This is a genomic window from Corynebacterium uropygiale (assembly GCF_021568315.1).
In the GTDB taxonomy this organism is placed as follows: domain Bacteria; phylum Actinomycetota; class Actinomycetes; order Mycobacteriales; family Mycobacteriaceae; genus Corynebacterium; species Corynebacterium uropygiale.
In genome coordinates this window covers 195548-217297 of record NZ_JAKGSI010000002.1, presented here as the reverse complement: position 1 = coordinate 217297, position 21750 = coordinate 195548, and the positions used below count along the sequence as shown (strand labels likewise).

The 21750-nt window shown below is 64.4% G+C and carries 17 protein-coding genes and 1 pseudogene; 4 read left to right on the top strand and 14 right to left on the bottom strand.

All coding sequences use genetic code 11. The features are described 5' to 3' along the window. Nucleotides 1–147: 147 nt before the first annotated feature. From L1O03_RS04480 to L1O03_RS04435, 10 genes and pseudogenes are all read right to left on the bottom strand, one after another. Nucleotides 148–777 (bottom strand): TIGR03085 family metal-binding protein, encoded by a 630-nt coding sequence (locus L1O03_RS04480; protein ID WP_236118242.1) that lies wholly within the window; start codon nt 775–777, stop codon nt 148–150. A gap of 73 nt (nt 778–850) precedes the next feature. Further along, a pseudogene (locus L1O03_RS04475) lies at nt 851–2686 on the bottom strand (ribonuclease J); the annotation flags it as partial. Between the two features lie 185 nt (nt 2687–2871). Further along, on the bottom strand, nt 2872–3783 hold the full coding sequence (dapA, locus tag L1O03_RS04470) for a 4-hydroxy-tetrahydrodipicolinate synthase (protein ID WP_236118240.1): 912 nt from the start codon (nt 3781–3783) through the stop codon (nt 2872–2874). A gap of 47 nt (nt 3784–3830) precedes the next feature. After that, nucleotides 3831–4538 carry an FAD-dependent thymidylate synthase gene (locus L1O03_RS04465; RefSeq protein WP_236118239.1) on the bottom strand — a complete coding sequence of 236 codons (708 nt, stop codon included), beginning with the start codon at nt 4536–4538 and terminating at the stop codon, nt 3831–3833. A gap of 3 nt (nt 4539–4541) precedes the next feature. Further along, nucleotides 4542–5294, bottom strand: coding sequence for a 4-hydroxy-tetrahydrodipicolinate reductase (gene dapB, locus L1O03_RS04460; RefSeq protein ID WP_236118238.1), 753 nt, complete (start codon nt 5292–5294; stop codon nt 4542–4544). 53 nt (nt 5295–5347) lie between these two features. Next, nucleotides 5348–6568, bottom strand: coding sequence for a galactokinase (galK, locus tag L1O03_RS04455; RefSeq protein WP_236118237.1), 1221 nt, complete (start codon nt 6566–6568; stop codon nt 5348–5350). Next, the gene (galT, locus tag L1O03_RS04450; protein WP_236118236.1) at nt 6565–7698 is read right to left on the bottom strand and encodes a galactose-1-phosphate uridylyltransferase; all 1134 of its coding nucleotides are present in this window, start codon (nt 7696–7698) and stop codon (nt 6565–6567) included. Before galT ends, galK begins: the two co-directional genes overlap by 4 nt. Further along, nucleotides 7698–8003 carry a hypothetical protein gene (locus tag L1O03_RS04445; protein WP_236118235.1) on the bottom strand — a complete coding sequence of 102 codons (306 nt, stop codon included), beginning with the start codon at nt 8001–8003 and terminating at the stop codon, nt 7698–7700. Before L1O03_RS04445 ends, galT begins: the two co-directional genes overlap by 1 nt. Nucleotides 8004–8018: 15 nt before the next feature. Beyond that, on the bottom strand, nt 8019–9638 hold the full coding sequence (locus L1O03_RS04440) for a sodium:solute symporter family protein (RefSeq protein WP_236118508.1): 1620 nt from the start codon (nt 9636–9638) through the stop codon (nt 8019–8021). A 196-nt stretch (nt 9639–9834) separates the two neighbouring features. Continuing rightward, nucleotides 9835–10776, bottom strand: coding sequence for an aldose 1-epimerase family protein (locus L1O03_RS04435; RefSeq protein WP_236118234.1), 942 nt, complete (start codon nt 10774–10776; stop codon nt 9835–9837). Nucleotides 10777–10989: 213 nt separating this feature from the next. Here L1O03_RS04435 and L1O03_RS04430 point away from each other — a divergent pair, with 213 nt between their 5' ends. The 4 genes from L1O03_RS04430 (at nt 10990) to L1O03_RS04415 (ending at nt 16817) form a co-directional block, all read left to right on the top strand. Then, nucleotides 10990–11973: an ABC transporter permease gene (locus L1O03_RS04430; RefSeq protein ID WP_236118233.1), complete on the top strand. Its 984-nt coding sequence runs from the start codon at nt 10990–10992 to the stop codon at nt 11971–11973. Between the two features lie 2 nt (nt 11974–11975). Further along, on the top strand, nt 11976–13040 hold the full coding sequence (locus L1O03_RS04425) for an ABC transporter permease (protein ID WP_236118232.1): 1065 nt from the start codon (nt 11976–11978) through the stop codon (nt 13038–13040). Further along, the gene (locus tag L1O03_RS04420) at nt 13037–14992 is read left to right on the top strand and encodes an ABC transporter ATP-binding protein (protein ID WP_236118231.1); all 1956 of its coding nucleotides are present in this window, start codon (nt 13037–13039) and stop codon (nt 14990–14992) included. Before L1O03_RS04425 ends, L1O03_RS04420 begins: the two co-directional genes overlap by 4 nt. A gap of 151 nt (nt 14993–15143) precedes the next feature. Further along, nucleotides 15144–16817 carry an ABC transporter family substrate-binding protein gene (locus L1O03_RS04415; protein ID WP_236118230.1) on the top strand — a complete coding sequence of 558 codons (1674 nt, stop codon included), beginning with the start codon at nt 15144–15146 and terminating at the stop codon, nt 16815–16817. A 129-nt stretch (nt 16818–16946) separates the two neighbouring features. On the opposite strand, the gene L1O03_RS04410 is transcribed toward L1O03_RS04415, so the two are convergent. The 4 genes from L1O03_RS04410 to L1O03_RS04395 form a co-directional block, all read right to left on the bottom strand. After that, entirely contained in the window at nt 16947–19187 is a 2241-nt protein-coding gene (locus L1O03_RS04410) for a polyribonucleotide nucleotidyltransferase (protein WP_236118229.1), read from the bottom strand. 155 nt (nt 19188–19342) lie between these two features. Continuing rightward, entirely contained in the window at nt 19343–19612 is a 270-nt protein-coding gene (gene rpsO / locus L1O03_RS04405) for a 30S ribosomal protein S15 (RefSeq protein ID WP_236118228.1), read from the bottom strand. 159 nt (nt 19613–19771) lie between these two features. Continuing rightward, nucleotides 19772–20737 (bottom strand): nucleoside hydrolase, encoded by a 966-nt coding sequence (locus L1O03_RS04400; protein WP_236118227.1) that lies wholly within the window; start codon nt 20735–20737, stop codon nt 19772–19774. A gap of 23 nt (nt 20738–20760) precedes the next feature. Then, nucleotides 20761–21735, bottom strand: coding sequence for a bifunctional riboflavin kinase/FAD synthetase (locus L1O03_RS04395; RefSeq protein WP_236118226.1), 975 nt, complete (start codon nt 21733–21735; stop codon nt 20761–20763). Between the last annotated feature and the right edge of the window lie 15 nt (nt 21736–21750).

Genomic DNA, 21750 nt, shown 5'->3' with positions numbered 1-21750 from the left:
GGAGCTTCCGGTCCCCCTCGATCGCTTCGGCGCGGCATTCTTCACAGACATATTATTAACAATAGACGCTCATCCCACTTGCTTCACATTTGCCACACCGGCCTCGGGAGAAAAAATCCGCCCCTCGCGGCACGGGCCTAGTCAAGCCTAAATGCTTGACCGCACGATACACTCCGCGTCTCCCTCGATACGGACGCGCACGGCGTCTCGCCCATAGACCCAGAGGAGGAGCTCCCCCGGGTCGCCATACACCCACGCCCCGGCGTCGCCGTGTTCGGCAACCCCGCGGCGCGCCGCCACCGTGATCGGCGTCCGCCCCGGGGCCACGAGGTGGACGGGGGCCGTGCTCTTCTTCAGCATGATCGGGGCGAACCGATCCACTCCCCGGAAGAGAGCATCATTGACGACGGCGGAGAAGTCCCGCGGCTCCCACTCTCCTTCCGCACGGGCCACGTCCTCATAATGGACGAAATGCTCGCAGGTGTTGACCAAGGAGTCAGCGACGCGCAGCGGGTTCCACCGGGAGAGCCCTGCGGCCCAGCGGTCCACGATCTCCTCATAGGAGAATCGCGATTCATAGTCCTGGGTGACCGCCGCCGTGTGAGAGGAGAGCTTCCTCACCAGGATGCCGGCGGCTGCGTCGGGCCGCTGCTCCCGGAGGAGAAGGTGGGTGGCGAGGTCGGCCGTCGTCCACCCTTCGCACAGTGTGGGGGCGTCCGGACCTTTGGCCCGGAGAAGCTCGGCGAGGCGTTGACGTTCGGCAGCTGCAAAACTCATGGGCCCCAGACTAGCGGTTTTCTCCGCCAGACTGGGGCCTGTGCGCGGCATCCGCGCGGGAACGTGAGGTGGTCTACTGGCTCGGGCGGGAGGCCTCGAGCTCGGCATCGCCGATGTACTCGGTGTCCGAGCTCATCGGTACCACGGTGGGAACCACCATGGGCTCGCGACGCCACTTCTGTTCCACGAATTTGGAGACCTTACGCCGCAGCTGCTTCACCATGCGGTAGGGGTCGTTCTCCCCCTCCGCGGCGAGGTCGTTCATGGTCGCCTCGACGATCTTCGCGATCTCGGTGCTCATGGCCTTCGAGTCCTCGGAGAAGCCCTTCGCAACAACGCGCGGGAACTCGAGAAGCCGACCCGTGCGGTTGTCGATGACCGCCGTGATCGCCAGGAGGCCGCCCTCGCCCATGGAGGTGCGGTCCGCCAGGACTTCATCATCGATATCGCCCATCCGGACGCCGTCCACGAAGAGGTTACCGACGGGGATCTGCCCAGCGACGCGCACCCGTCCGTCGACAAGATCGACGACGACGCCATTCTGCGCGAGGACAACCCGATCCTCGGGCACACCCGTCGCGATGGCGAGCTCCTTGTTTGCCCGCAGGTGGCGCCATTCGCCGTGGACCGGCATGGCGTTGCGCGGGCGGGCCGCGTTGTAGAGGAAGAGCAGCTCACCGGAGTAGCCGTGACCGGAGGTGTGGACCTTGGCGTCCCGGCCGGTCACGACGGTGGCGCCGATCTGCGCCAGCATGTTGATGATGCCGAAGACCGCTTCCTCATTGCCCGGAACGAGCGAGGAGGACAGGATGATGAGGTCACCATCGCGGACGGTGATCTGGCGGTGCTCGCGGCGCGCCATGCGGGAGAGAGCAGCCATCGGTTCACCCTGAGTACCGGTGGTGATGAGCATGACCTTGTGCGGCGCCATCTTGGACGCCTCATCCATGGAGATGAACGTGCCGCGCGGAGCCTTGAGGTATCCCATCTTCTCCGCGATTTCCATGTTGCGGATCATCGAGCGGCCGTTGAAGGCCACCTTTCGGCCCGCAGCCACCGCGGCGTTCACCGCCGATTGGACTCGGTAGACGTTCGACGCAAAGGACGCGACGATGACGCGCTGCTTCGCGTCCGCCACGAGCCGCTTCAACGTCGGGGCGATGTCCGCCTCGGAGCCGGAGAAGCCCGGAGTGGTGGCATTCGTCGAGTCGCAGAGGAGGAGGTCCACGCCCTCGTCGCCGAAGCGAGACAGGGCCGGCAAGTCGGTGGGCTTGCCGCCAATCGGGGTCTGGTCCAGCTTGATATCGCCGGTGTGGATCACGAGGCCAGCGCCGGTCTTGATGGCAATACCCAGGCAGTCCGGGATGGAGTGGTTGACCGTCCAGAAGCGCAGGTTGAAGGGGCCCCGGTTGATGTCCGAGGACTCGTTGACCTCAATGAGCTTGGGACGCTGGCGGTGCTCCCGGCACTTCGCCGCGATGAGCGCAAGGGTGAACTTCGAGGCGAGGATCGGGAGGTCCGCGCGGTGCTTGAGCAGCCACGGAATACCGCCAATGTGGTCCTCGTGCCCGTGGGTGATGACGAGGGCATCCACCCGGTCCAGCTCATTCTCGATGGGCCCAAAGTCCGGGAGGATGAGGTCCACGCCCGGCTCCCCCGAGGAGGGGAAGAGGACGCCACAGTCCACGATGAGCAGGCGGTTGTTGTACTCGAAGACCGTCATGTTGCGGCCGATCTCCGAGATACCGCCGAGGGCGTAGATACGCAGGCCGTTCTTCGGAGCCTTGGGCGGAGCCGGAAGGCGCTTCGTCAGGTCAGCACCCTGCATCGACTTCACCACATTGCGGCGGCCACCATCCTGGCGAGAACGCTTATTCCCCTGCCCCCGGCGGCCCCGACCGCCGCGCTTCTGGCCACCATTCTTCTTTGCGGTGCTCTTCTTTGCATCGTTCTTCTGGCCACCATCAGAGGTCGCCGAGGACGCCGACTGCTCATCGGCAGCCGACGGTTCCTCCGGTGCACGGAACACCGGAGTTTCAGCCCCCGGAGGGCCCGCCTTGCGGGTCACCTTCCGGGAGCGGTTGCGAGGTTCAGTCATACTTCAAGAACTCCAGAATTGTTCAAATCGCGCCGGAGCTCCTCCACCTGCTCCGCCGAGGGCGGAACAATAGGCAGCCGAGGATCTCCGACTTCCATGCCTTGCAAACGCAGTGCTGCTTTCGCCATGCTGACCCCGCCCAGACGCGCCTGAGCACGCACCAGGGGATTCAGCGTGGCATTAATACGCCGTGCACGGACCAGATCGCCCTGAGCAAAGCTGTCGTACAGCTCCCGAAGCTGGGAGGGAGCGGCATGGCCAATCACCGAAATGAATCCGGTGGCGCCCACCGACAGCCAAGGAAGGTTGAGCGGATCGTCTCCCGAGTACCACGCTAGGCCGGTCTCCTCAATCAGGGGAGTTGCCGCAGCAATATTCCCCTTCGCATCCTTGAGAGCCTGGATGGTGGGCAGTTCAGCCAACCGTCGAATCGTATCAGACTCGATAGGAATACCGGAGCGGCCGGGGATGTCGTAGAGACAGATCGGGAGGTCCGTGGCCTGGGCGACAGCCCGAAAGTGCTGGTAGACGCCTTCCTGGCAGGGCTTGGAGTAATAGGGTGTCACGACGAGGAGCGCGTCGGCCCCCGCCTCTGCCGATGCCCGGGCCAGGTCGCAGGAGGAACGGGTGTTATTCGTTCCCGCGCCGGCGATCACGCGAGCACGGTCCCCCACCTCATCCATGACGGCTGCGATCAGTGCGCACTTCTCGGCCTTGCTCGTCGTCGGTGACTCCCCCGTGGTTCCGCCGAGAACCAGAGAGTCACAGCCGTTGTCGACAAGGTGGGCCGCCAGACGCCGACCGGCAGCGAGATCCAACTCACCGTCCCGATCGAAGGGCGTGACCATGGCCACGCAGACGGTACCGAAGGTGTCGATTCCGTTCTCCGATGTCAAACCTGTGCTCATGTTCTCACAGAGTACCCGCTCAATCGGCAGAATGGGGCACCGACCCCTCAGGTCTCCGGCCAGTTGAGGCTCACATCTGCCCAGAGCGCCGGGCTCTCCTCGGCGAGCACACGAAGACAGGATCGGGCGAGGTCGCCCAACTCAGGATCGGCGGGCAAGTGGGCGCACGTCTCAATGAATCGACGCCACTGCGCCATGCTGCCCGTCGCCACCACGGGAACCTCGAGACACTGCGGGGCGACGGTGCGGATCATCGCGCGCACCCGCTGATCCCGGAGCACGCGGTTGGTCTCCGCGGAGAGCTCCTCGGCCAGGACCTCCCCCAGCTCCTCGGCCATGAATCGGGTGTCTTCCACAAGGCTCTCGACGATCCTCCGCAGCTCAGCCTTCCCCGCGAGCTCCCGCGAGAGCGCAATGACCGGCTCCTTCTCCCACTCCCCGTGGCGCATCTCCGTGAGCTCAAGATCCGCGACGGATCGAAGATCATCGACCACCCGCCGTGAGACGCCGCGCACATAGAGCGTAGCGGAGGAATGCTCGAGGAGCCGGGTCCTGCCGACCTCAATGACAGTCCGCAGGTAGGAGGCATGATCCATGGACGCGGGGGCGCTGAGTGTGGCGTCGTGAACCCTGCTGGCGAACTCCACGAGCGCCTCGGGCCCGGAAACCTTCCCCGCCTCCCAGGCGCAGCCCTGCGGGGCACGGAACTGCGTCACCCCGATGAGCTGGACCTCCAGACTGCGGATACTGACCATCGTCTAGCCTTCGAGGCCCAGGTAGGCGTCGAGTCCCACGGTGAGGCCGGGGTGCTCGGCAACATTGCGCACGCCCACGAGCACGCCGGGGACGAAGGAGGTGCGGTCATAGGAGTCCTGGCGGATGGTGAGGGTCTGCCCCTGCGTTCCGAAGATGACTTCCTCGTGGGCGACCATCCCACTCATCCGCACGCCGTGCACCGGCACGCCCTCGACATCCGCGCCGCGAGCGCCCTCGAGCGACTGCGCGGTCTTATCGGGCTGGGCGCCCATTCCGGCCTCTCGGCGAGCCTCCGCGATGCCCTCGGCGGTGTGCACCGCCGTGCCCGAGGGCGCGTCGAGCTTGTTCGGGTGGTGGAACTCGATCACTTCCGCGGACTCGAAGAAGCGGGCGGCCTGGCGGGCAAAAGCCATGGTGAGCACCGCGGAGATCGCAAAGTTCGGCGCGATGAGCACGCCAACACCCTCGGACTTCTCCACCCAGGAGCGCACCTTCGCCAGGCGCTCCTTATCGAATCCCGTCGTCCCGACCACGCAGTGGATGCCGTGTTCAACGCAGAACTCGATGTTCCCCATGACGGCATCCGGGGTCGTGAAATCGACGATGACCTCCGCCCCTGCATCAACAAGGGTCGAGAGGTCATCATCACGATCAATTTCCGCCACCAGATCAAGATCCTCGGCTTCCTGAACACCAGCGACCACGGCCTCACCGACCCGGCCACGAGCGCCCAGCACGCCAACCTTGATTCCCATGCTTACCTCCTGGGTCATCGACGTTGTTATGAATCGATGTCCCAGTCTAAGCCCTAGGCCACCCGGCGCGCCCCCTCGGAGGGGGTAGCCGCGAGGAAGGCGGGAGGATCAAAGTGGGCATCCTCGAAAGCCTGAGCAATCCGCTGCGAGAGGGGCTCGACGTCCTCCCGGCGCACGAGAGCGATCGCGCTACCGCCGAACCCGCCGCCGGTCATGCGGGCGCCAATAGCACCGAATTCCCTCGCGGTATCAACGATGAGGTCGAGCTGGGGCACGGTCACCTCGTAGTCATCGCGCAGCGAAGCGTGCGAGGCGTACATGTCCGCCCCGAAGCCCTCGAAGTCATCGTTTCGAAGGAGCTCGATGGCGTGGAGGGTGCGGTCGATCTCGGAGGAGACGTGGCGGACCCGGCGGAGGGCAACGTCGAGGTCATAGCCCTCCTTCTCCGCCCACGCGCGCGCGGCCGCCTCGATGGCGTCGGCGTCACCGATGGCCCGGAGGGTTGGTGCCTCCGCGGAGGCCGCGACGGCATCAATGACGCCGCGGCGGGAGGCGTACTGTCCGTCGGCGAGGCTGTGGGGAGCCTTGCTATCGATAATGAGGATGGCGAGGCCGTGCCCATCGAGGTCGAAGGGGACCTGCATTGTCTCCCCGTGGAGGAAGTCAATCTTGAGGGCGTGGCCGCTCTGGCCGCTCATGGCTATGCTTTGATCGAGCCCGCCCGTTGATGCGCCGACGACGTCATTCTCGGCGCGGATCGCTGCGGCGATGAGCTCCGACCGGACGCTCGGGTCGGCGAGGCTCTCCGAACCCAGTTCGAGCTCCACCACCGCGCTGCCCACCGCGCACTCGATGGCAGCCGAGCTGGACAGCCCCGATCCCAGCGGAACCTCGGACACAATGGCGAGGTCATAGCCCCGGGGATCCGAGGGGAGGGTGCCGGCCTCACGCAGCGCCCAGATGGGACCTAGCGCATAACCGACCCAACCCTCAATGTCACCCGGGCCGAGGGAGCCTGCGGCGCACTCGGTGGCCACGGGCTCGCTGTCTCCCGGTAGAACGGAGCAGATGCGGATACGCTCGTCTTCCCGCGGGGAGGCGGCAACATAGGTGCACTGATTGAGGGCGAAGGGGAGGCACACTCCCCCGGCGTAGTCGACGTGCTCGCCGATGAGGTTGACGCGCCCGGGGGCGGCCCACACGCCGGTGGGATCCGCCCCGTACTGGGCAGCAAAGAGCTCCTTCACCTGGGCAATGGCCGTGTCGGCGCTCATGCTTGCTCTCCAATCTCCTGGAAACGCTGGGCGATGCGCTCGGGCGTGGTATCCGAGATCCACGCCGACTGCCCGGACTCCGAGCCTGCGAGGAACTTCATGCGACCCGGCGAGCGCATGAGGGAGAAGAGCTGCAGATGGAAGCGGCCGAACTCACGCCCCTCCCCCACAACGGCCTGGTTCCATGCGCTGATATACGGGGTCTTCTCCACGCCCTCGAAGAACTGATCGATCCTCCGCAGAAGGTCGAGGTAGAGGACGGCCAGTTCGTCCTTCTCCTCCTCGGTGAGGTCAGCGAAGTCCTTCACATCGCGCAGCGGCATAATCATGGCCTCCACCGGCCACTTCGCCGCAGCCGGAACGAAGACCAGGAAGTGCTCTCCCCGGCGGATGATGCGGCGCCCGTCCTCCTGCTCAGCCTGGAGGATGTCCTCAAAGAGGTCGCGCCCGGTCTGAGACCGATGCGCCTGCGACTGGGTGAGGATGGACTGGGCGCGCGTCGGTACGTACGGGTAGCTATAAATCTGGCCGTGCGGGTGTTGGAGGGTGACGCCGATTTCCTCGCCGCGGTTTTCGAAGGGAAAGACCAGCCGGATCCCCTCGATAGCGGAGAGCTCCGCCGTGCGGTGCGCCCACACCTCAATGACGGTGCGCACGCGGTGGGGGCTGAGGTCGCGGAAGGAGTGGCTCACTTCCGGGGTGAAGCACACGACCTCGCAGCGGCCGCGCGCCGGCTCCTGGGGATAGAGCTCGGGAAGCCCACTGTCGAGGGCCTCCGCCCCCTCCTCCATGTGAAGGGAGAGGGAGGGGAAACGATTCTCGAAGACGACCACGTTGTAGTCGTCCGCCGGGATTTCCGTCGGCAGCTCACCGGGCTTGGAGGGCGCGAGCGGATTCTCATTCGCCGGGGGCATGAACGTCCGATTCATGCGGTGCGCGGCATAGACGTTCCACTCCCCGGTGAGGGGATCACGGCGCATCTCCGACTGGGTGTGTGCCGTGGGAAGATCCCGAGGATCCTCGAGGGTCCGGGTGCTCTCCCCCGAGAGGAAAGGCTCCTCATCATCGAAGTAGAGCAGCTCGCGACCATCCGCGAGGTGAGTTCTGGTGACCCGCACGGGGTGGGACATTAGTTCTTCTTCCCTTCCGAGGACGCGGCGGCCAGTTCCTCCTCATCGACGACGATGGGACGCATCTTCGACCAGGCGAAGAAGATCACCGCGACGATGATGAGGACAATGCCCGCCCACAGGTTGTAGGAGGCATCCTTGGGCTCCTGGGAATCAATGTTATAGCCCGGGTTGAGGAAGAAGCTGGCGATGAGCAGCAGCACGCCATAGATTCCGAGCAGAGCGCCAATGACGTTGCGGATATCAAATGCGCCCGCGGAGTGCCGCTTCGGAGCGCGAGGCGCGGGGGTAGACGATGTCGTCATCGAAAATCAGACTCCTTAGGCGAAAATGACGTTGAGGATGATGACCATGACGAGGCACAGAATGCCGAGCGGGACCGTGCGGCGGTACCACGGCAGGGCCGCCTCCGCCTCGTCCATGAGGTGCTCCTTCGGGGTCACGGACTTCACGAAGCCGACGAGCTCGTGATCCGGCTTCGGCTTCGTCACGAGGGAGACGATCACCGAGAGGATGATGTCAACGACGAAGGCGATCGACGCCGCAACGAAGGCGGTGCCCTGCCCCGGAAGGTTAAAGAAGCCAATCGTGGTGGTGCCGAACTCCGCAACCGCCCAGTACGCAACGGCGGAGGCAGTACCCATGATGAGGCCGACCCAGCCGGCCGTCGGGCTCATGCGCTTCCAGAACATACCGAGGATGAAGGTCGCGAACAGCGGGGCGTTGAAGAAGCCGAACAGGGTCTGGAGGTAGTCCATGATGTTGCTGTAGTTCTGGGCGATGAGGGCCGTGAACACAGCGATGAAGGTGGCGATGACCGTGGCGATCTTGCCCACCTTGAGGTAGTAGCCATCGGCCTTGTTCTTCACGACGTAGGCCTGCCAGATGTCATAGCTGAAGACCGTGTTGAACGCGGAGATGTTCGCCGCCATACCGGCCATGAAGGCGGCCAGGAGGCCGGCGATCGCGATGCCGAGGAGGCCGTTCGGGAGCAGGTCGCGCATGAGGTAGAGGATGGCGTCATTCGCGGAGGCTTCCCCACTCTTCAGCGGTGTCACGAGGACGCCCGCCACCATGCCGGGGATGACGACGAGGAACGGGATGAACATCTTCGGGAAGGCGCCGATGATCGGGGTGCGGCGGGCGGCCGAGAGGGAGTCCGCAGCCATGGAACGCTGCACCTCGACGAAGTTCGTGGTCCAGTACCCGAAGGAGAGCACGAAGCCGAGGCCGAAGACCAGGCCGATCACAGACACCACGGGGTTATCGAAGCCGGAGAGCTCCGTGCCCGGCCAGGTGTGGAAGTGGCTCTCCGCAGCGACCATGGTCTTCAGACCGCCCCAGCCACCGACGTTGTGGAGGCCGATAAGGGTGAGCGGCAGCAGGGCCGCGACGATGACGAAGAACTGCAGCACCTCGTTGTAGATCGCGGCGCTGAGGCCGCCGAGGGTGATGTACGAGAGCACGATGACCGCGGCCACGATGAGGGTGACCCACAGCGACCAGCCCAGCAGGGCGTTGACGACCTTCGCCAGAAGCAGGAGGTTCACACCAGCGATGAGGAGCTGCGCTAGCGCGAAGGAAATCGCATTGACCAGGTGAGCACCCGGGCCGAAGCGTCGAAGCATGAACTCCGGCACGGAACGGACCTTCGAGCCGTAGTAGAAGGGCATCATCACGATGCCGAGGAAGACCATGGCCGGGATCGCGCCGATCCAGAAGTAGTGCATGGTCTCCACGCCGTATGTCACACCATTCGCCGAGTGGCCGACGATCTCCACGGCGCCCAGGTTGGCCGAGATGAAGGCCAGACCCGTCACCCATGCGGGCAGCGAACGCCCGGAGAGGAAGAAGTCAATCGAGCTGGACACCTTGGAGCGCGCGGCCCATCCGATGCCCAGAACGAAGATGAAGTAGATGGCAACGATGGCATAGTCCATCACCGTTGCATCGAGCCTTGGGGCTCCAGCCGCCAGAATCACGGCAGATCTCCATTCTATGTCACGAAACTAGATAAAAGTGCTATACAGCACAGATGTCTTCCCCTTCGGTATACGCCAGACGTCGTACCTCTCGAAAGGGACGTGGGTCACTATTTAATTTTTCTCACAGCTTTTCATCAGGCACGGGCGCCGACTAGGCCTCGGGAAGGTCCGGACCGATAGCCCGAATGCCCAGGTGGAAGGAGAATTCCTCACCCGGATTCAGAGTGAGGAGATCCCGCCCGGAGCGCAGGGCGTTGGGCGGACATGTCATCGGCTCCACGGCGAGGGCCCTCCCCAATCCGGGGTACCCCTCGCGTCGGGCAGGATCCGCGGTGAAGATCTGGAACCAGCGGGTACGTGCATCCGCCAGGAGTTCCACGCCGCGGCCGCCGTCGTCGAGAAGCCGTGCCCGAATCATGCCCTCACCTGGGCTTTCCACACCACCAAAGCAATGATCCAGCCACACGCCACGCAGCGGCACGCCTGACGCAAGCCCGGCGACAGCCCCCTCAATGGGGCTCTCCGGGCCAGCCGGAAGATTGCGCTGCGGATCGAGCGGGAGGGACGTCGAGACGGGAACGGTGAGGGTGCACTCATCGACGTGCGCACCCCGCGCCACGAGGTAGGGGTGCCACCCGAAGCCCAGCGGGCAGGAGGATTCGGCGGCGTCCTCGAGAGCGATGGTGACGACGCCGCTCAGGCCCGCGTCCTCCTCGACGCTCCACGTCACCTCGTAGCGCATAGGCCAGGGCCAGCCGGGCTGCCCCGGGAAGCGAAGCCCCAGGCGAACGGAGGTTTCTCCGTGGTCGAGGACCTCCCACTCCTCGCTGGCCACAAAGCCGTGGATGGCGGTCATCCTGCCCGGCTCCGTGATGTCCAGTCGATGAATGATGCCCTCGTGGGCGAAGACCCCGTCGGCGGTGCGATTAGGCCACGGCGCCAGGAGGGTCTGGGCGCTCAGTGGCGGGAACCCGTGGTCCCCATAGGGAGCAACGAGGTTCTCCCCCTGGAACGTCAGCGATGCCAGGCCTCCGCCGAAGGGGCTGACCTCGCACCGGTAGTGGCCGGACTGAATGTCGAGATAGGTGGACATATTTCCCCTCTCAGGAAAACTTCACACAACACCTCCAGGGTAGTCCCATTGCAGGACCAAGAAATGTGACAAAAGACGCCACGGACTCATGGGACTCCCCTATTCGACATTGAGGCTACTTTAAGGCTACGATTCCTTCTCATCACAGTGTTTGCGGTCACACGGCCCCTCACGTGATTGCTCCCTCACCCTCGACAGGACCTCAAGACCGACATGTTCAAGTACCTCGTGAAGAAGACCGTGAGCTGGCTGGTGGTGATCTTCCTCGCCACCAACATCGCGTACTTCCTGGCCTCGCTGTTCCTTGACCCTCGTTCGAATTACGTCGGGCGAAGGCCGCCCATCCCTGAGGATCAGGTGACGGCCATCCTCGAACCGCTCAACCTCTCGGACACCACCCCGCTCCTCCAGCGCTGGTGGACATGGTTGAGCAACATTTTGTTCCACTGGAACTGGGGCACCTCTCCCCTCGGAGACCCGGTGAATGCACAGATCTCTCACCGCATTTGGGTGTCCGCCCAGCTCCTCCTTCTCGCGACGATCCTCTCCGTCATCATCGGCGTCGCGATCGGCATTTATACCGCGTCCAATCAGTACAAGCTCGGGGACCGGGCGTGGCAGTTCACCTCCATCATCACGATGAACCTTCACGTCGTCGTCGCCTCTCTCGGCGTTGTTGCCGTGGCCCTGTGGATCAATAAGGCCGCGGGAACCCGCATCTTCTACGTCACCGGGGCCTCCAACCCGGACGTCACCGGGTTCTTCCCGAAGCTCATCGACATTGCCCAGCACCTCGCGCTCCCGACGATCTCCCTGCTCATCGTCAGCTACGCCGGGTATCACATGATGCAGCGCACGCTGCTGCTCGACAACCTCGGCGCCGACTACGTGCGGACCGCCCGAGCCAAGGGCCTCACCCGGCGGCAGGCCATCCGGAAGCACGCCCTGCGCACGTCGATCATCCCCGTGGCGACCTCCGTCGCGTTCTCCATCCCCGGCATCTTCACCGGCGCCATCATGACGGAGAAGATCTTCGCCTGGCGCGGCATGGGTGACTACTTCCTCCAAGCACTGAGCCGCAATGATATTCACGGCACGGTGGCCGTCGCCGCCTTCGGTGCTTTTACCACCGCGATCTCCGCCATTCTGGCGGACATCACCGTCGTCATCGTCGATCCACGCGTGAGGGTGAACTAATCATGAGCGACACTGGAAAGAACCGCGCGAGCGTCCACCGCACTGACCTCGGCCGATCTGCTTCCGACGACGCCCTCGGCGGCGGCGCGATCCCCAATGCCGACCTCACGACGGCCTCGCAAACCAGCTCCCAGACGTCGGTGGCCTATCCCGCGGAGGCGGGGATCACCAGTTCCCCCTCCCCCTATCGGGAGCGCAAGCCCGGCAAGAAGCACATGAGCCGCATGACGCTCTATCGGCGTCGCTTCCTTCGCAACAAGTTTGCGGTGGCAGGGCTCGTCATTTTCGTCCTTCTTATCCTCCTGGCCCTCATCGGCCCGTACGCCACCCACTGGACCTACTACGAGGCCGACTTCCTCGCCCTCTCCGATCCACCCGGCCCTGATCACTGGTTCGGCACCTCGGAGTCCGGCAATGACCTCTTTGCCCAGGCCACGCACGGTCTCGGCCGATCCCTCATCATCGCGGTCCTCGTCTCCGCCTGCGTGACCTTCCTGTCCGCGGTGATCGGATCCGCGGCGGCTCTCTATAGAGGGGCCGTCGAGAAGGTCATTCTCACGATCATTCACTTCCTCCTCGCTATCCCGACCTTCCTCATCATCGCCCTCCTCGTGGCGGATTCGGGCGGTGACTGGAAGCTCCTCACCGTGGTCCTCATCGCCTTTGGCTGGTTCTACCCGGCGCGCGTCATCTGGTCCCTCGCCCTCTCCGTCCGCGAGAATGACTATGTCCGTGCCGCCAAGTACATGGGTGTCTCCCGCCCCCGCACGATTGTCCGGCACATCGTCCCCAACATCGGTTCCCTGCTGGTCATCCAGCTGGCTCTCAGCGTGGTGAGCACCGTGATGTCGGAGACCGGCCTGTCCTTCCTGGGACTGGGCGTCAAGCTCCCCGACGTCTCGCTGGGCACCCTCCTGTCCCAGGGCGCCGGACAGCTTGAGTCCGCGCCGTGGATGTTCTGGTTCCCCGCTGGCATTCTCACCCTCCTCACGGTGTCCATGGCCTTCATTGCCGACGGCCTTCGCGACGCCCTCGACCCCAACTCCAACGCTGGAGGCAAAGCATGACCGAGCAGCCCATCCTCTCCGTTCGTGACCTCTCCGTCTCCTTCCCCTCTGAAGCCGGCACGGTCAACGCCGTCCGCGGAGTCAACTTTGATCTCTATCCGGGTAGGACCCTCGGCATCGTGGGCGAGTCCGGCTCCGGCAAGTCCGTCACCTCCATGGCCATCATGGGCCTCCTGCCGGATTACGCGAAGATCGAGGGCTCCATCACGCTGCGCGATCGCGAGCTCCTCGACCTCAACGATCAGCAGATGTCCTCCATTCGCGGCAACGACATCGGCATGATCTTCCAGGATCCGCTCTCTGCGCTCACCCCCGTCTTCACCATCGGTGACCAGATTGTGGAGGCCCTGCAGTCTCACCAAAAGCTCTCGCGCGCCAAGGCCCTCAACCAGGCCGCCGAGCTCCTCGACCTCGTTGGGATCCCGGAGCCCAAGCGCCGCCTCAAGGCCTTCCCCCACGAGTTCTCCGGCGGTATGCGCCAGCGCGCGGTCATCGCGATCGCCATCGCCAACAACCCGCGGGTGCTCATCGCCGATGAGCCGACGACAGCCCTCGACGTCACCATCCAGGCGCAGATCCTCGACGTCATCAAGAAAGCCCAGCGCGAAACCGGGGCGGCCACCATCATGATCACCCACGACATGGGTGTCGTGGCCGGCACCGCCGACGACGTCATGGTGATGTACGCCGGGCGGCCCGTGGAAAGCGCCCCGGTCGATGACCTCTTCCACCACCCGCAGATGCCCTACACCGTGGGGCTGCTGGGCTCGACTCCGCGCGTCGACATCGCCAGCGATGGCGCGCTCACCCCGATCGGTGGGCACCCGCCCGTCGTCGTGAACCTCCCCCCGGGGTGCCCCTTTGCGCCGCGCTGCCCCATCGCGCAGGATGCCTGCTGCGAGAAGGATCCGGAGCTTCTCCCCGTGCGCGGTGAGAAGCACTATGCGGCGTGTGTGCGTTCGGAGGAGATTGTCGACGGCACGCTCAACGGTGAGGCGCTCTTCCCCACCCCGCAGCTCGCCGAGGATCGGCTGGCCGGCGTCCCGCGCGAGGAGCGTCGCACGATCCTTGAAGTGAAGGACCTGAAGAAGGACTTCCCGCTCATCAAGGGGGCGGTCCTCAAGCGGCGAGTCGGCACAGTGCACGCGGTCCGCGGCCTGAACTTCGATGTGCGCGAGGGAGAGTGCTTCGCGATCGTCGGCGAGTCCGGCTGTGGCAAGACCACCACGCTTCTGGAGATCATGGACCTCCAGCCGGAGGATGGGGTTGTCATCCTCGGTGGCAAGGATGCCTCGCAGATGTCCGCGCGGGAGCGCCGCAACGCACGCAGCAGCCTGCAGATGGTGTTCCAGGACCCGATGAGCTCCCTTGATCCGCGTCTCACCATTCGCGACATCATCGCCGAGCCCCTCACCTCGCTGGGCTACGAGGGGGACATCGACGAGCGGGTGCAGGAGCTCATGAGCCTCGTGGGGCTCGACGCCACCCAGATCGACCGCTTCCCCGGGCACTTCTCCGGCGGCCAGCGCCAGAGGATCGGCCTGGCCCGGGCGTTGGCGACCAACCCCACGCTCATCGTCCTCGATGAGCCGGTCTCCGCGCTCGACGTCTCCATCCAGGCGGGCATGATCAACCTGCTCGATGACCTCAAGCGCAAGCTCGGCCTGTCCTATCTCTTCGTGGCCCACGACCTCTCGGTCATCCGGCATCTCTCGGACCGGGTCGCCGTCATGTACCGCGGGGAGTTCGTTGAGACTGGGAACGTCGACGACATCTTCGATCACCCCCAACACCCCTATACCAAGGCTCTGCTCTCCGCGATCCCCATCCCGGATCCCGCGATCGAACGCACCCGCGAACGCATCGCCCCACCCAGGGATGAGGATGGTGGGCACGGAGCCCCCATTTCCGAGCTGCCCACCAAGGGTCTCGCGAAACTCTGGAAGCGCTAGCCCGCTCACGCTTCCCCACCCCGCCCGGGGTGCGGTGGGTGGTGACGAGACGGTTCATTCCTCCTCGTCACCACCTTCCGGGCCCGAGGCGATCGGCCCACAAGCCCTCTGCCCCTGAACTCCCCAGGGGCACGACAGATAGGAGAGTCCGATGAAGAAGCCATGGAAGGCATCAGCTCTTGCGTTGCTGTCCGTGGTTGGTCTCACGCTGAGCGCCTGTGGCGGCGGATCTGAGGCCAACAACGAGGCAATCACCAGCAACCAAGTGGCTGACTACGCCCCCACCCCCCGCGACCAGATCAAGGATGGCGGCGAGCTGACCGTCCCGATTGCAGAGGTTCCCGAGCAGGAGAACCCCTTCCACGCCGACATGACGACAAACACCGGCGATATTTGGAGCCTCTACAACCCCGAGCTCGCGACGTTCACCCCCGAGGGCGAATTCGCCCCCAACGAGGACTACCTCGCGAAGGTCGAGGACAAGGAAGAAAACAACAAGACCATCGTCACCTACACCTTCCGTGACGAGGCACAGTTCAACGACGGCACCCCGATGGACTGGAAGAGCATCGAGAACACGTGGCGCTTCTCCAATGGCGAGATGCCCGGCATCGTGCCGCATAGCACCGATGGCTACAAGCTCATCGAGTCCGTCACCAAGGGCGAGACGGACAAGCAGGCCGTCGTCACCTTCAAGCAGGTCTACCCCTGGTGGATGGGTCTTTTCAACATCGTGCTTCCGCCCCAGGTGAAGACCGCAGAGGACTTCAACAACGGCTTCCTCAACAAGGTGCACCCCGAGTGGGGTGCTGGTCCCTTCAAGCTGGAGAACATCGACTTCCACACGGGCACCGTCACTGTGGTGCGCAACGATAAGTGGTGGGGCGACCCGGCGAAGCTCGAGCGCATCACCTACCGCCAGATGGAAGACACCGCCTCCATGAACGCCTTCCGCGCGGGCGAGGTTGACGCCACGGGTGTGGGCAACAAGGACCGCTTCGAAAATGCCAAGAAGATGGGCGACCAGGCTGAGATTCGCATCGGCAAGGCTCCGAAGAATGCACTCCTCACCCTCAACGCCCAGGCAGGCCCCCTCAAGGACGACAAGGTCCGCGAGGCCGTGCTCACCGGCATCGACCGCAAGCAGATCGCCGAGATCCGCTTCAACGGCCTCAACTATTCGGAGGAATCCCCCGGCTCCTTCCTCCTCTTCGATAGCCAGGAGGGCTACGAGGATAACTTTGGGAAGATTGTGAGCTTCGACGCGGAGAAGGCGAAGTCTATCCTCGAAGAAGCTGGGTGGAAGGAAGGCCAGGACGGCATTCGTGAAAAGAATGGCCAGACCCTCCAGCTGAGCTACACGCTCTTCGGCGATGACCCCTTGACCAAGGCTATGGCCACTGCTATTCAGCAGATGCTGCGTGGCATCGGTATCGACCTGTCCATCCGAGAGCGCCCCTCCTCAGAATTTTCTGACGTTATGCAGCATCGCGAGTTCGACATCCTCCTCATGGCGTTCCAGTCGGGCGATCCCTACGGAGTCGCCTACTTCGACCAGATCTACAACAGCGAGTCTGAGCTCAACAAGTCTGGCACTGGTTCCGCGGAGTTCGACAAGAAGATCGTCGACCTCACGAAGATCCACGATCCTAAGGAGCAGATTGCCAAGGGCAACGAGCTCGAGCAGGAGGCCTTCAGCTTCCACGGCATCATGCCGCTCTTCAACGGACCGGCCATCATCGCTGTGAAGCCGGGTCTTGTGAACTACGGCCCGAAGATGTTCGGCACCGTGAAGATCCAGGACATCGGGTGGAAAGCTGAATAAGCCCTCCTCAGCCCCACTCTGAGAGATCCTCAACAGACAAGAGCCGCCACCTGCTCCCCTTTTTTCGGGAGTGAGTGGCGGCTTCTTCCGCGTGCGGCGCCCGCGCGGGGCCGAGCTTCCTAGAGCCTCCTAGTGCTCGTCCACCGGCTCGAGGGAGATCTTTCCGCGGTTATCGATGTCCGTGATCTCCACCTGGATCTTGTCACCGACGTTCACGACGTCCTCCACCTTCTCGATCCGCTTCTTCCCGCCCAGGCGGGAGATGTGGACGAGGCCGTCGCGCCCAGGGGTGAGGGAGACGAAAGCACCAAACGGAACCGTCTTCACCACGGTGCCGAGGAAGCGCTCGCCCACCTTCGGCAGCTGGGGGTTCGCAATCGCGTTGATGCGCTCGATGGCGGCGTCGGCGGCCTTCCCGTTAGTGGCAGACACGTAGACGGTGCCGTCCTCCTCGATGCTCACCTCGGCGCCGGTCTCCTCCGTGATGGCGTTGATGTTCTTGCCCTTCGGGCCAATCACCTCACCGATCTTGGAGACGGGGACCTTCACCGTCGTGATCTTCGGGGCGAGGTCGCTCATCTCATCCGGGGAGTCGATGATCTCCGCCATGGTGTCGAGGATCTCCAGTCGCGCTTCCTTCGCCTGCCCCAGCGCCTTCGCCAGGACCTTCGAGGGGATGCCGTCGAGCTTGGTGTCCAGCTGCAGCGCGGTGACGAACTCGGCGGTGCCGGCCACCTTGAAGTCCATGTCGCCGAAGGCGTCCTCGGCGCCGAGGATGTCAGTCAGCGCAACGTATTCCTGCTTGCCGTCCACCTTGCCGGAGACCAGGCCCATGGCGATACCCGCCACCGGAGCCTTGAGCGGCACGCCCGCGTTGTACAGGGAGAGCGTCGAGGCGCAGACGGAGCCCATGGAGGTCGAGCCGTTGGAGCCCAGGGCCTCGGAGACCTGGCGGATGGCGTAGGGGAACTCCTCGCGGGAGGGAATGACGGGGAGCAAGGCGCGCTCAGCGAGGGCGCCGTGGCCGATCTCGCGGCGCTTCGGGGAGCCCACGCGGCCGGTCTCGCCCGTGGAGTAGGGCGGGAAGTTGTAGTGGTGAATGTAGCGCTTGTTCGTCACTGGGGTGAGCGCGTCGATGTGCTGCTCCATCTTCAGCATGTCGAGGGTGGTCACACCCAGGATCTGGGTCTCCCCGCGCTCGAAGAGGGAGGAGCCGTGGGCGCGCGGGACGAGGTCCACCTCGACGCTCAGGTCGCGGATGTCCTTCACGCCGCGACCATCGATGCGGAAGTGGTCGCGGAGGATCATCTCACGGACGATCTGCTTCTGCAGAGCGTTGTACGCGGCGCGGATCTCCTTGTCCGGGGTCTCCCCATCCTTGCCGACGAGCTCCGCCTCCACCTTCTCCAGGTAGGAGGCCGTGGCCTCGTCCCGCTCCTGCTTGCCCGGGATCTGCATGAGCTCGCGCACCTTCTTGGCGGCCTTCTTCTCCACGCGAGCGAAGGTCTCCTCCGTGTAATCCGGGAAGAGCTCGAACTCCTGCTGGTCCTTGCCGGCACGCTCCTTGAGGCCCTCCTGGGCCCGGCACAGCGTGTCGATGAAAGGCTTCGCGGCCTCCAGACCCTCCGCCACGACCGTCTCGGTGGGCGCCGGGGCCCCCTCGGCGATGCGCTGGGTGACGGTCGGGGTCGCGCCCGCCTCCACCATCATGATGGCGACGTCGTTGACCTTCTTGCGGCCCTGGCGGCGCGTGATGCGTCGGCCGGCCACAACCATCTCAAAAATGGCCTTCTCATGCTGCTGCACGTTGGGGAAGGCCACCCACTGGCCCTCGGGATGTTTGTCATCGACGACGAGCGCCATCCGCACACCGCCCACGGCGCCGGAGACCGGCAGGCCGGAGAGCTGCGTGGCCGCGGAGGCACCATTGATGGCGACGACGTCGTAGTACTCGTCGGGGTGTTGGGAGAGGACCGTCACGACGATCTGCACCTCATTGCGCAACCCCTTGACGAAGGTCGGGCGCAGCGGCCGGTCGATCTGGCGGCACGCGAGGATCGCCTCCGTGGAGGGGCGGCCCTCCCGGCGGAAGAAGGAGCCGGGGATGCGGCCCGCGGCGTACATGCGCTCTTCCACGTCCACGGTGAGGGGGAAGAAGTCAAAGCCCTCGCGCGGATGGGAGGAGGCGGTGGTCGTCGTGAGGAGCATGGTGTCCTCATCGAGGTAGGTCGTCACCGAGCCGTCGGCCTGGCGGGCGAGCTGCCCCGTTTCAAAACGGATGGTGCGGGTTCCGAAGTCCCCGTTGTCGATGGAGGCAACAGCCTCAATAATTCCGAAATCTTCGTCTTCGAAATAGCTCACGTCGCTCATGCGCGTGGTTTCTCCTCAAATTTTTCTGTTCTCCGGCGATCATCGGTGCCGCCGTCTGGGGATGTAGACACAAATTCCATCGACCACTGTATCAGGTGCATAAAGAAAACCCCTCGTTCCATGGAGAACGAGGGGAAAGATTGACCAAGCCTGGCCTAGCGGCGCAGACCCAGGCGGGAGATGAGATCGCGGTAGCGATCAACATTGTTCTCCGCAAGGTAGTTGAGCAGGCCACGACGACGACCAATGAGCAGCATCATGCCGCGACGGGAGTGGTGGTCGTGCTTGTGGAACTTGAGGTGCTCGGTGAGGTTGGAGATACGGGCGCTGAGGAGCGCAACCTGGGCCTCCGGGGAGCCCGTGTCGGTCTCGTGAAGACCGTACTCAGCGAGGATTTCCTTCTTCTGCTCGGCAGACAGTGCCATGGAGAACTCCTTATCGTGTTTCAGTCCACATCACATGTGACCCCGGCTAGCGGGGCGGGCCTGCTGACTGCTGTGGACCACAGTCATGAAGCCGCAGGACAGTTTAGCGTCCTGCGGCCTCTTCACCCAAATCGGGGGCAGACCCCAGCTGTCTGAACCCTAGCTCTCGCGCGCGGGAGTGTCCGCCGCGAGGCGGGTGATGCGCTCCATGAGCTCATGGAGGAAGCGCTCGACGTCGACGCCGACGGCCACCTTCATGCTCTTCTTCGGGTCGTTGAGCTTCTCCTCATCCCCGATGGTGCGGCCGCGGGTCTCCCCCTCGCAGTCCACCTTCATGTTGATGTCCAGGCAGGTCACCAGGCTGGGATCCACCGCCACGGCGACCGCGAGCGGGTCGTGGAGCCCGCAGCCGCCGAGGTGCGGGGCCGTGGTCTCGTAGGCCTTGATGTAGTAGTCCGTCGCCTCCGCGAGGAAGTCGCCGCCGACGGTGCCGAGCTCCCGCCACTTCGCGGTCTCCTTCACCGTGAGGAGGGTCTGCAGCGTGACGTCGAGACCAATCATGGTGACGTTCGCGCCGGAGCGGAAGAGGGCGTTGGCGGCGTCGGGGTCCTGATTGATGTTGGCCTCCGCCCAGGGGCTCACGTTGCCCGGGACGGTGAGTGCGCCGCCCATGATGACGATGCGGGCTTTCTCAGCAAAGCTCGGATCCTTGGCGATGGCAGCCGCGAGATTGGTCATCGGGCCGGTCGCCACGATGACGAGGTCATCGCCGTAGGTGTTGACGGAGTCGATGAGGAAGTCCACGGCGCTTTGCTCCTGCACGCTCCCCTTCGGATCCGGGATCTCTGCCTCACCGATGCCGTTCTTGCCGTGGATGAAGGCGGAAATGTCCAGGACCTCGAAGCTGTCCTTGGTGCTGGCGTGCGGCTCCCCAGTGAAGACCGGGACGTCGCTGTGCCCGAAGAGCTCGAGGATGGCCAGGTCATTGCGGGTCCCGGTCTCAATGAGCACATTGCCGTAGGTGCCCGTCACGCCAATGACGTCCAGCTCGGGGGACGCCAGCGCGTAGGTCAGCGCCAGGGTGTCGTCGATACCAGTGTCGAGGTCAAGAATGATTTTCGTCAACGGGTAGCCTCCTTGAGAGTCGTTTACCCGCCCGAGTGTATACCTAATGCGCTATAAGCCTCGGTGACGTCGTGGTTCATGGCCTTGAGGAGATCGTCGATCCCATCGAACTTCAGCATGGGGCGCAGATGGGCGACGAACTCCACGCGCGCCTGGCGGTCATAGAGATCAGCGTCCCGCCCCATGACGAAGGACTCGACGCTGCGCCGCTCATCGCCGAAGGTGGGATTGGTCCCGACGGAAATCGCCGCGGGATAGGCGGTGTGCGGCTCCATATCGCCTTCGACGGGCTCATCATCGGTGAGGAGGAACCACCCGGCGTAGACGCCATCCGCCGGGATGGCGACGTGCTCCGGGAAATACATGTTGGCGGTGGGAAAACCGAGCTCCCGACCCCCACGCCCATTCCCGTGCACCACTTCACCCTCGACGGCAAAGCGCCGGCCCAGGGCGCGCTCCGCCGCGGCGACGTCCCCCTCGCTGAGGGCTCGACGGATGATCGTCGAGCTGATGCTCGTGCCCGAGGACTGGAGGAGCTCGACGATGTGCGCGTCGATCCTCTCCTCATCGCAGAGGAAACGCAGGACGTCCGGGGTGCCGGCGGCGTCCTTGCCAAAGGTGAAGTTCTCCCCGACGAAGACGGCGCGGGCGTGCAGCGTCTCGACCAGCAGGGTGCGCACGTACTCCGAGGGGCTCAGCCCTGCGAGCTCCTCGCGGAAATCAATGACGAGCGCGTCATCGACGCCCAGGGCTGCCGCCGCCTCAAGCCGCTTCTCCAGGCTGAGCAGCGCCGCCGGCGTGCGCCCCGGGAGGAACACCGAGACAGGGTGCGGATCAAAGGTCACCATGATGCACGGGAGCCCACGCCGCCGCGCCTCCGCTACCGCGCGGCCGACGAGGTCCTGATGCCCCCGGTGCATCCCATCGAACACCCCGATGGTGACCACGGATCCCGTGAGCTGCGGAGGGACTTGCTGCAATCCACGCCAGATATCCACCGCTCCATGCTACGA

Bases quoted from the DNA above. Each gene is read 5' to 3' on its own strand.
- L1O03_RS04410 (WP_236118229.1), bottom strand. From the start codon at position 19,187: ATGAGCGACGTGAGCTATTTCGAAGACGAAGATTTCGGAATTATTGAG.
- L1O03_RS04430 (WP_236118233.1), top strand. From the start codon at position 10,990: ATGTTCAAGTACCTCGTGAAGAAGACCGTGAGCTGGCTGGTGGTGATC.
- galT (WP_236118236.1), bottom strand. From the start codon at position 7,698: ATGTCCCACCCCGTGCGGGTCACCAGAACTCACCTCGCGGATGGTCGC.
- L1O03_RS04425 (WP_236118232.1), top strand. From the start codon at position 11,976: ATGAGCGACACTGGAAAGAACCGCGCGAGCGTCCACCGCACTGACCTC.
- L1O03_RS04445 (WP_236118235.1), bottom strand. From the start codon at position 8,003: ATGACGACATCGTCTACCCCCGCGCCTCGCGCTCCGAAGCGGCACTCC.
- L1O03_RS04465 (WP_236118239.1), bottom strand. From the start codon at position 4,538: ATGGTCAGTATCCGCAGTCTGGAGGTCCAGCTCATCGGGGTGACGCAG.
- L1O03_RS04415 (WP_236118230.1), top strand. From the start codon at position 15,144: ATGAAGAAGCCATGGAAGGCATCAGCTCTTGCGTTGCTGTCCGTGGTT.
- dapA (WP_236118240.1), bottom strand. From the start codon at position 3,783: ATGAGCACAGGTTTGACATCGGAGAACGGAATCGACACCTTCGGTACC.
- rpsO (WP_236118228.1), bottom strand. From the start codon at position 19,612: ATGGCACTGTCTGCCGAGCAGAAGAAGGAAATCCTCGCTGAGTACGGT.
- L1O03_RS04420 (WP_236118231.1), top strand. From the start codon at position 13,037: ATGACCGAGCAGCCCATCCTCTCCGTTCGTGACCTCTCCGTCTCCTTC.
- L1O03_RS04435 (WP_236118234.1), bottom strand. From the start codon at position 10,776: ATGTCCACCTATCTCGACATTCAGTCCGGCCACTACCGGTGCGAGGTC.
- dapB (WP_236118238.1), bottom strand. From the start codon at position 5,294: ATGGGAATCAAGGTTGGCGTGCTGGGCGCTCGTGGCCGGGTCGGTGAG.
- L1O03_RS04440 (WP_236118508.1), bottom strand. From the start codon at position 9,638: ATGGACTATGCCATCGTTGCCATCTACTTCATCTTCGTTCTGGGCATC.
- galK (WP_236118237.1), bottom strand. From the start codon at position 6,568: ATGAGCGCCGACACGGCCATTGCCCAGGTGAAGGAGCTCTTTGCTGCC.
- L1O03_RS04480 (WP_236118242.1), bottom strand. From the start codon at position 777: ATGAGTTTTGCAGCTGCCGAACGTCAACGCCTCGCCGAGCTTCTCCGG.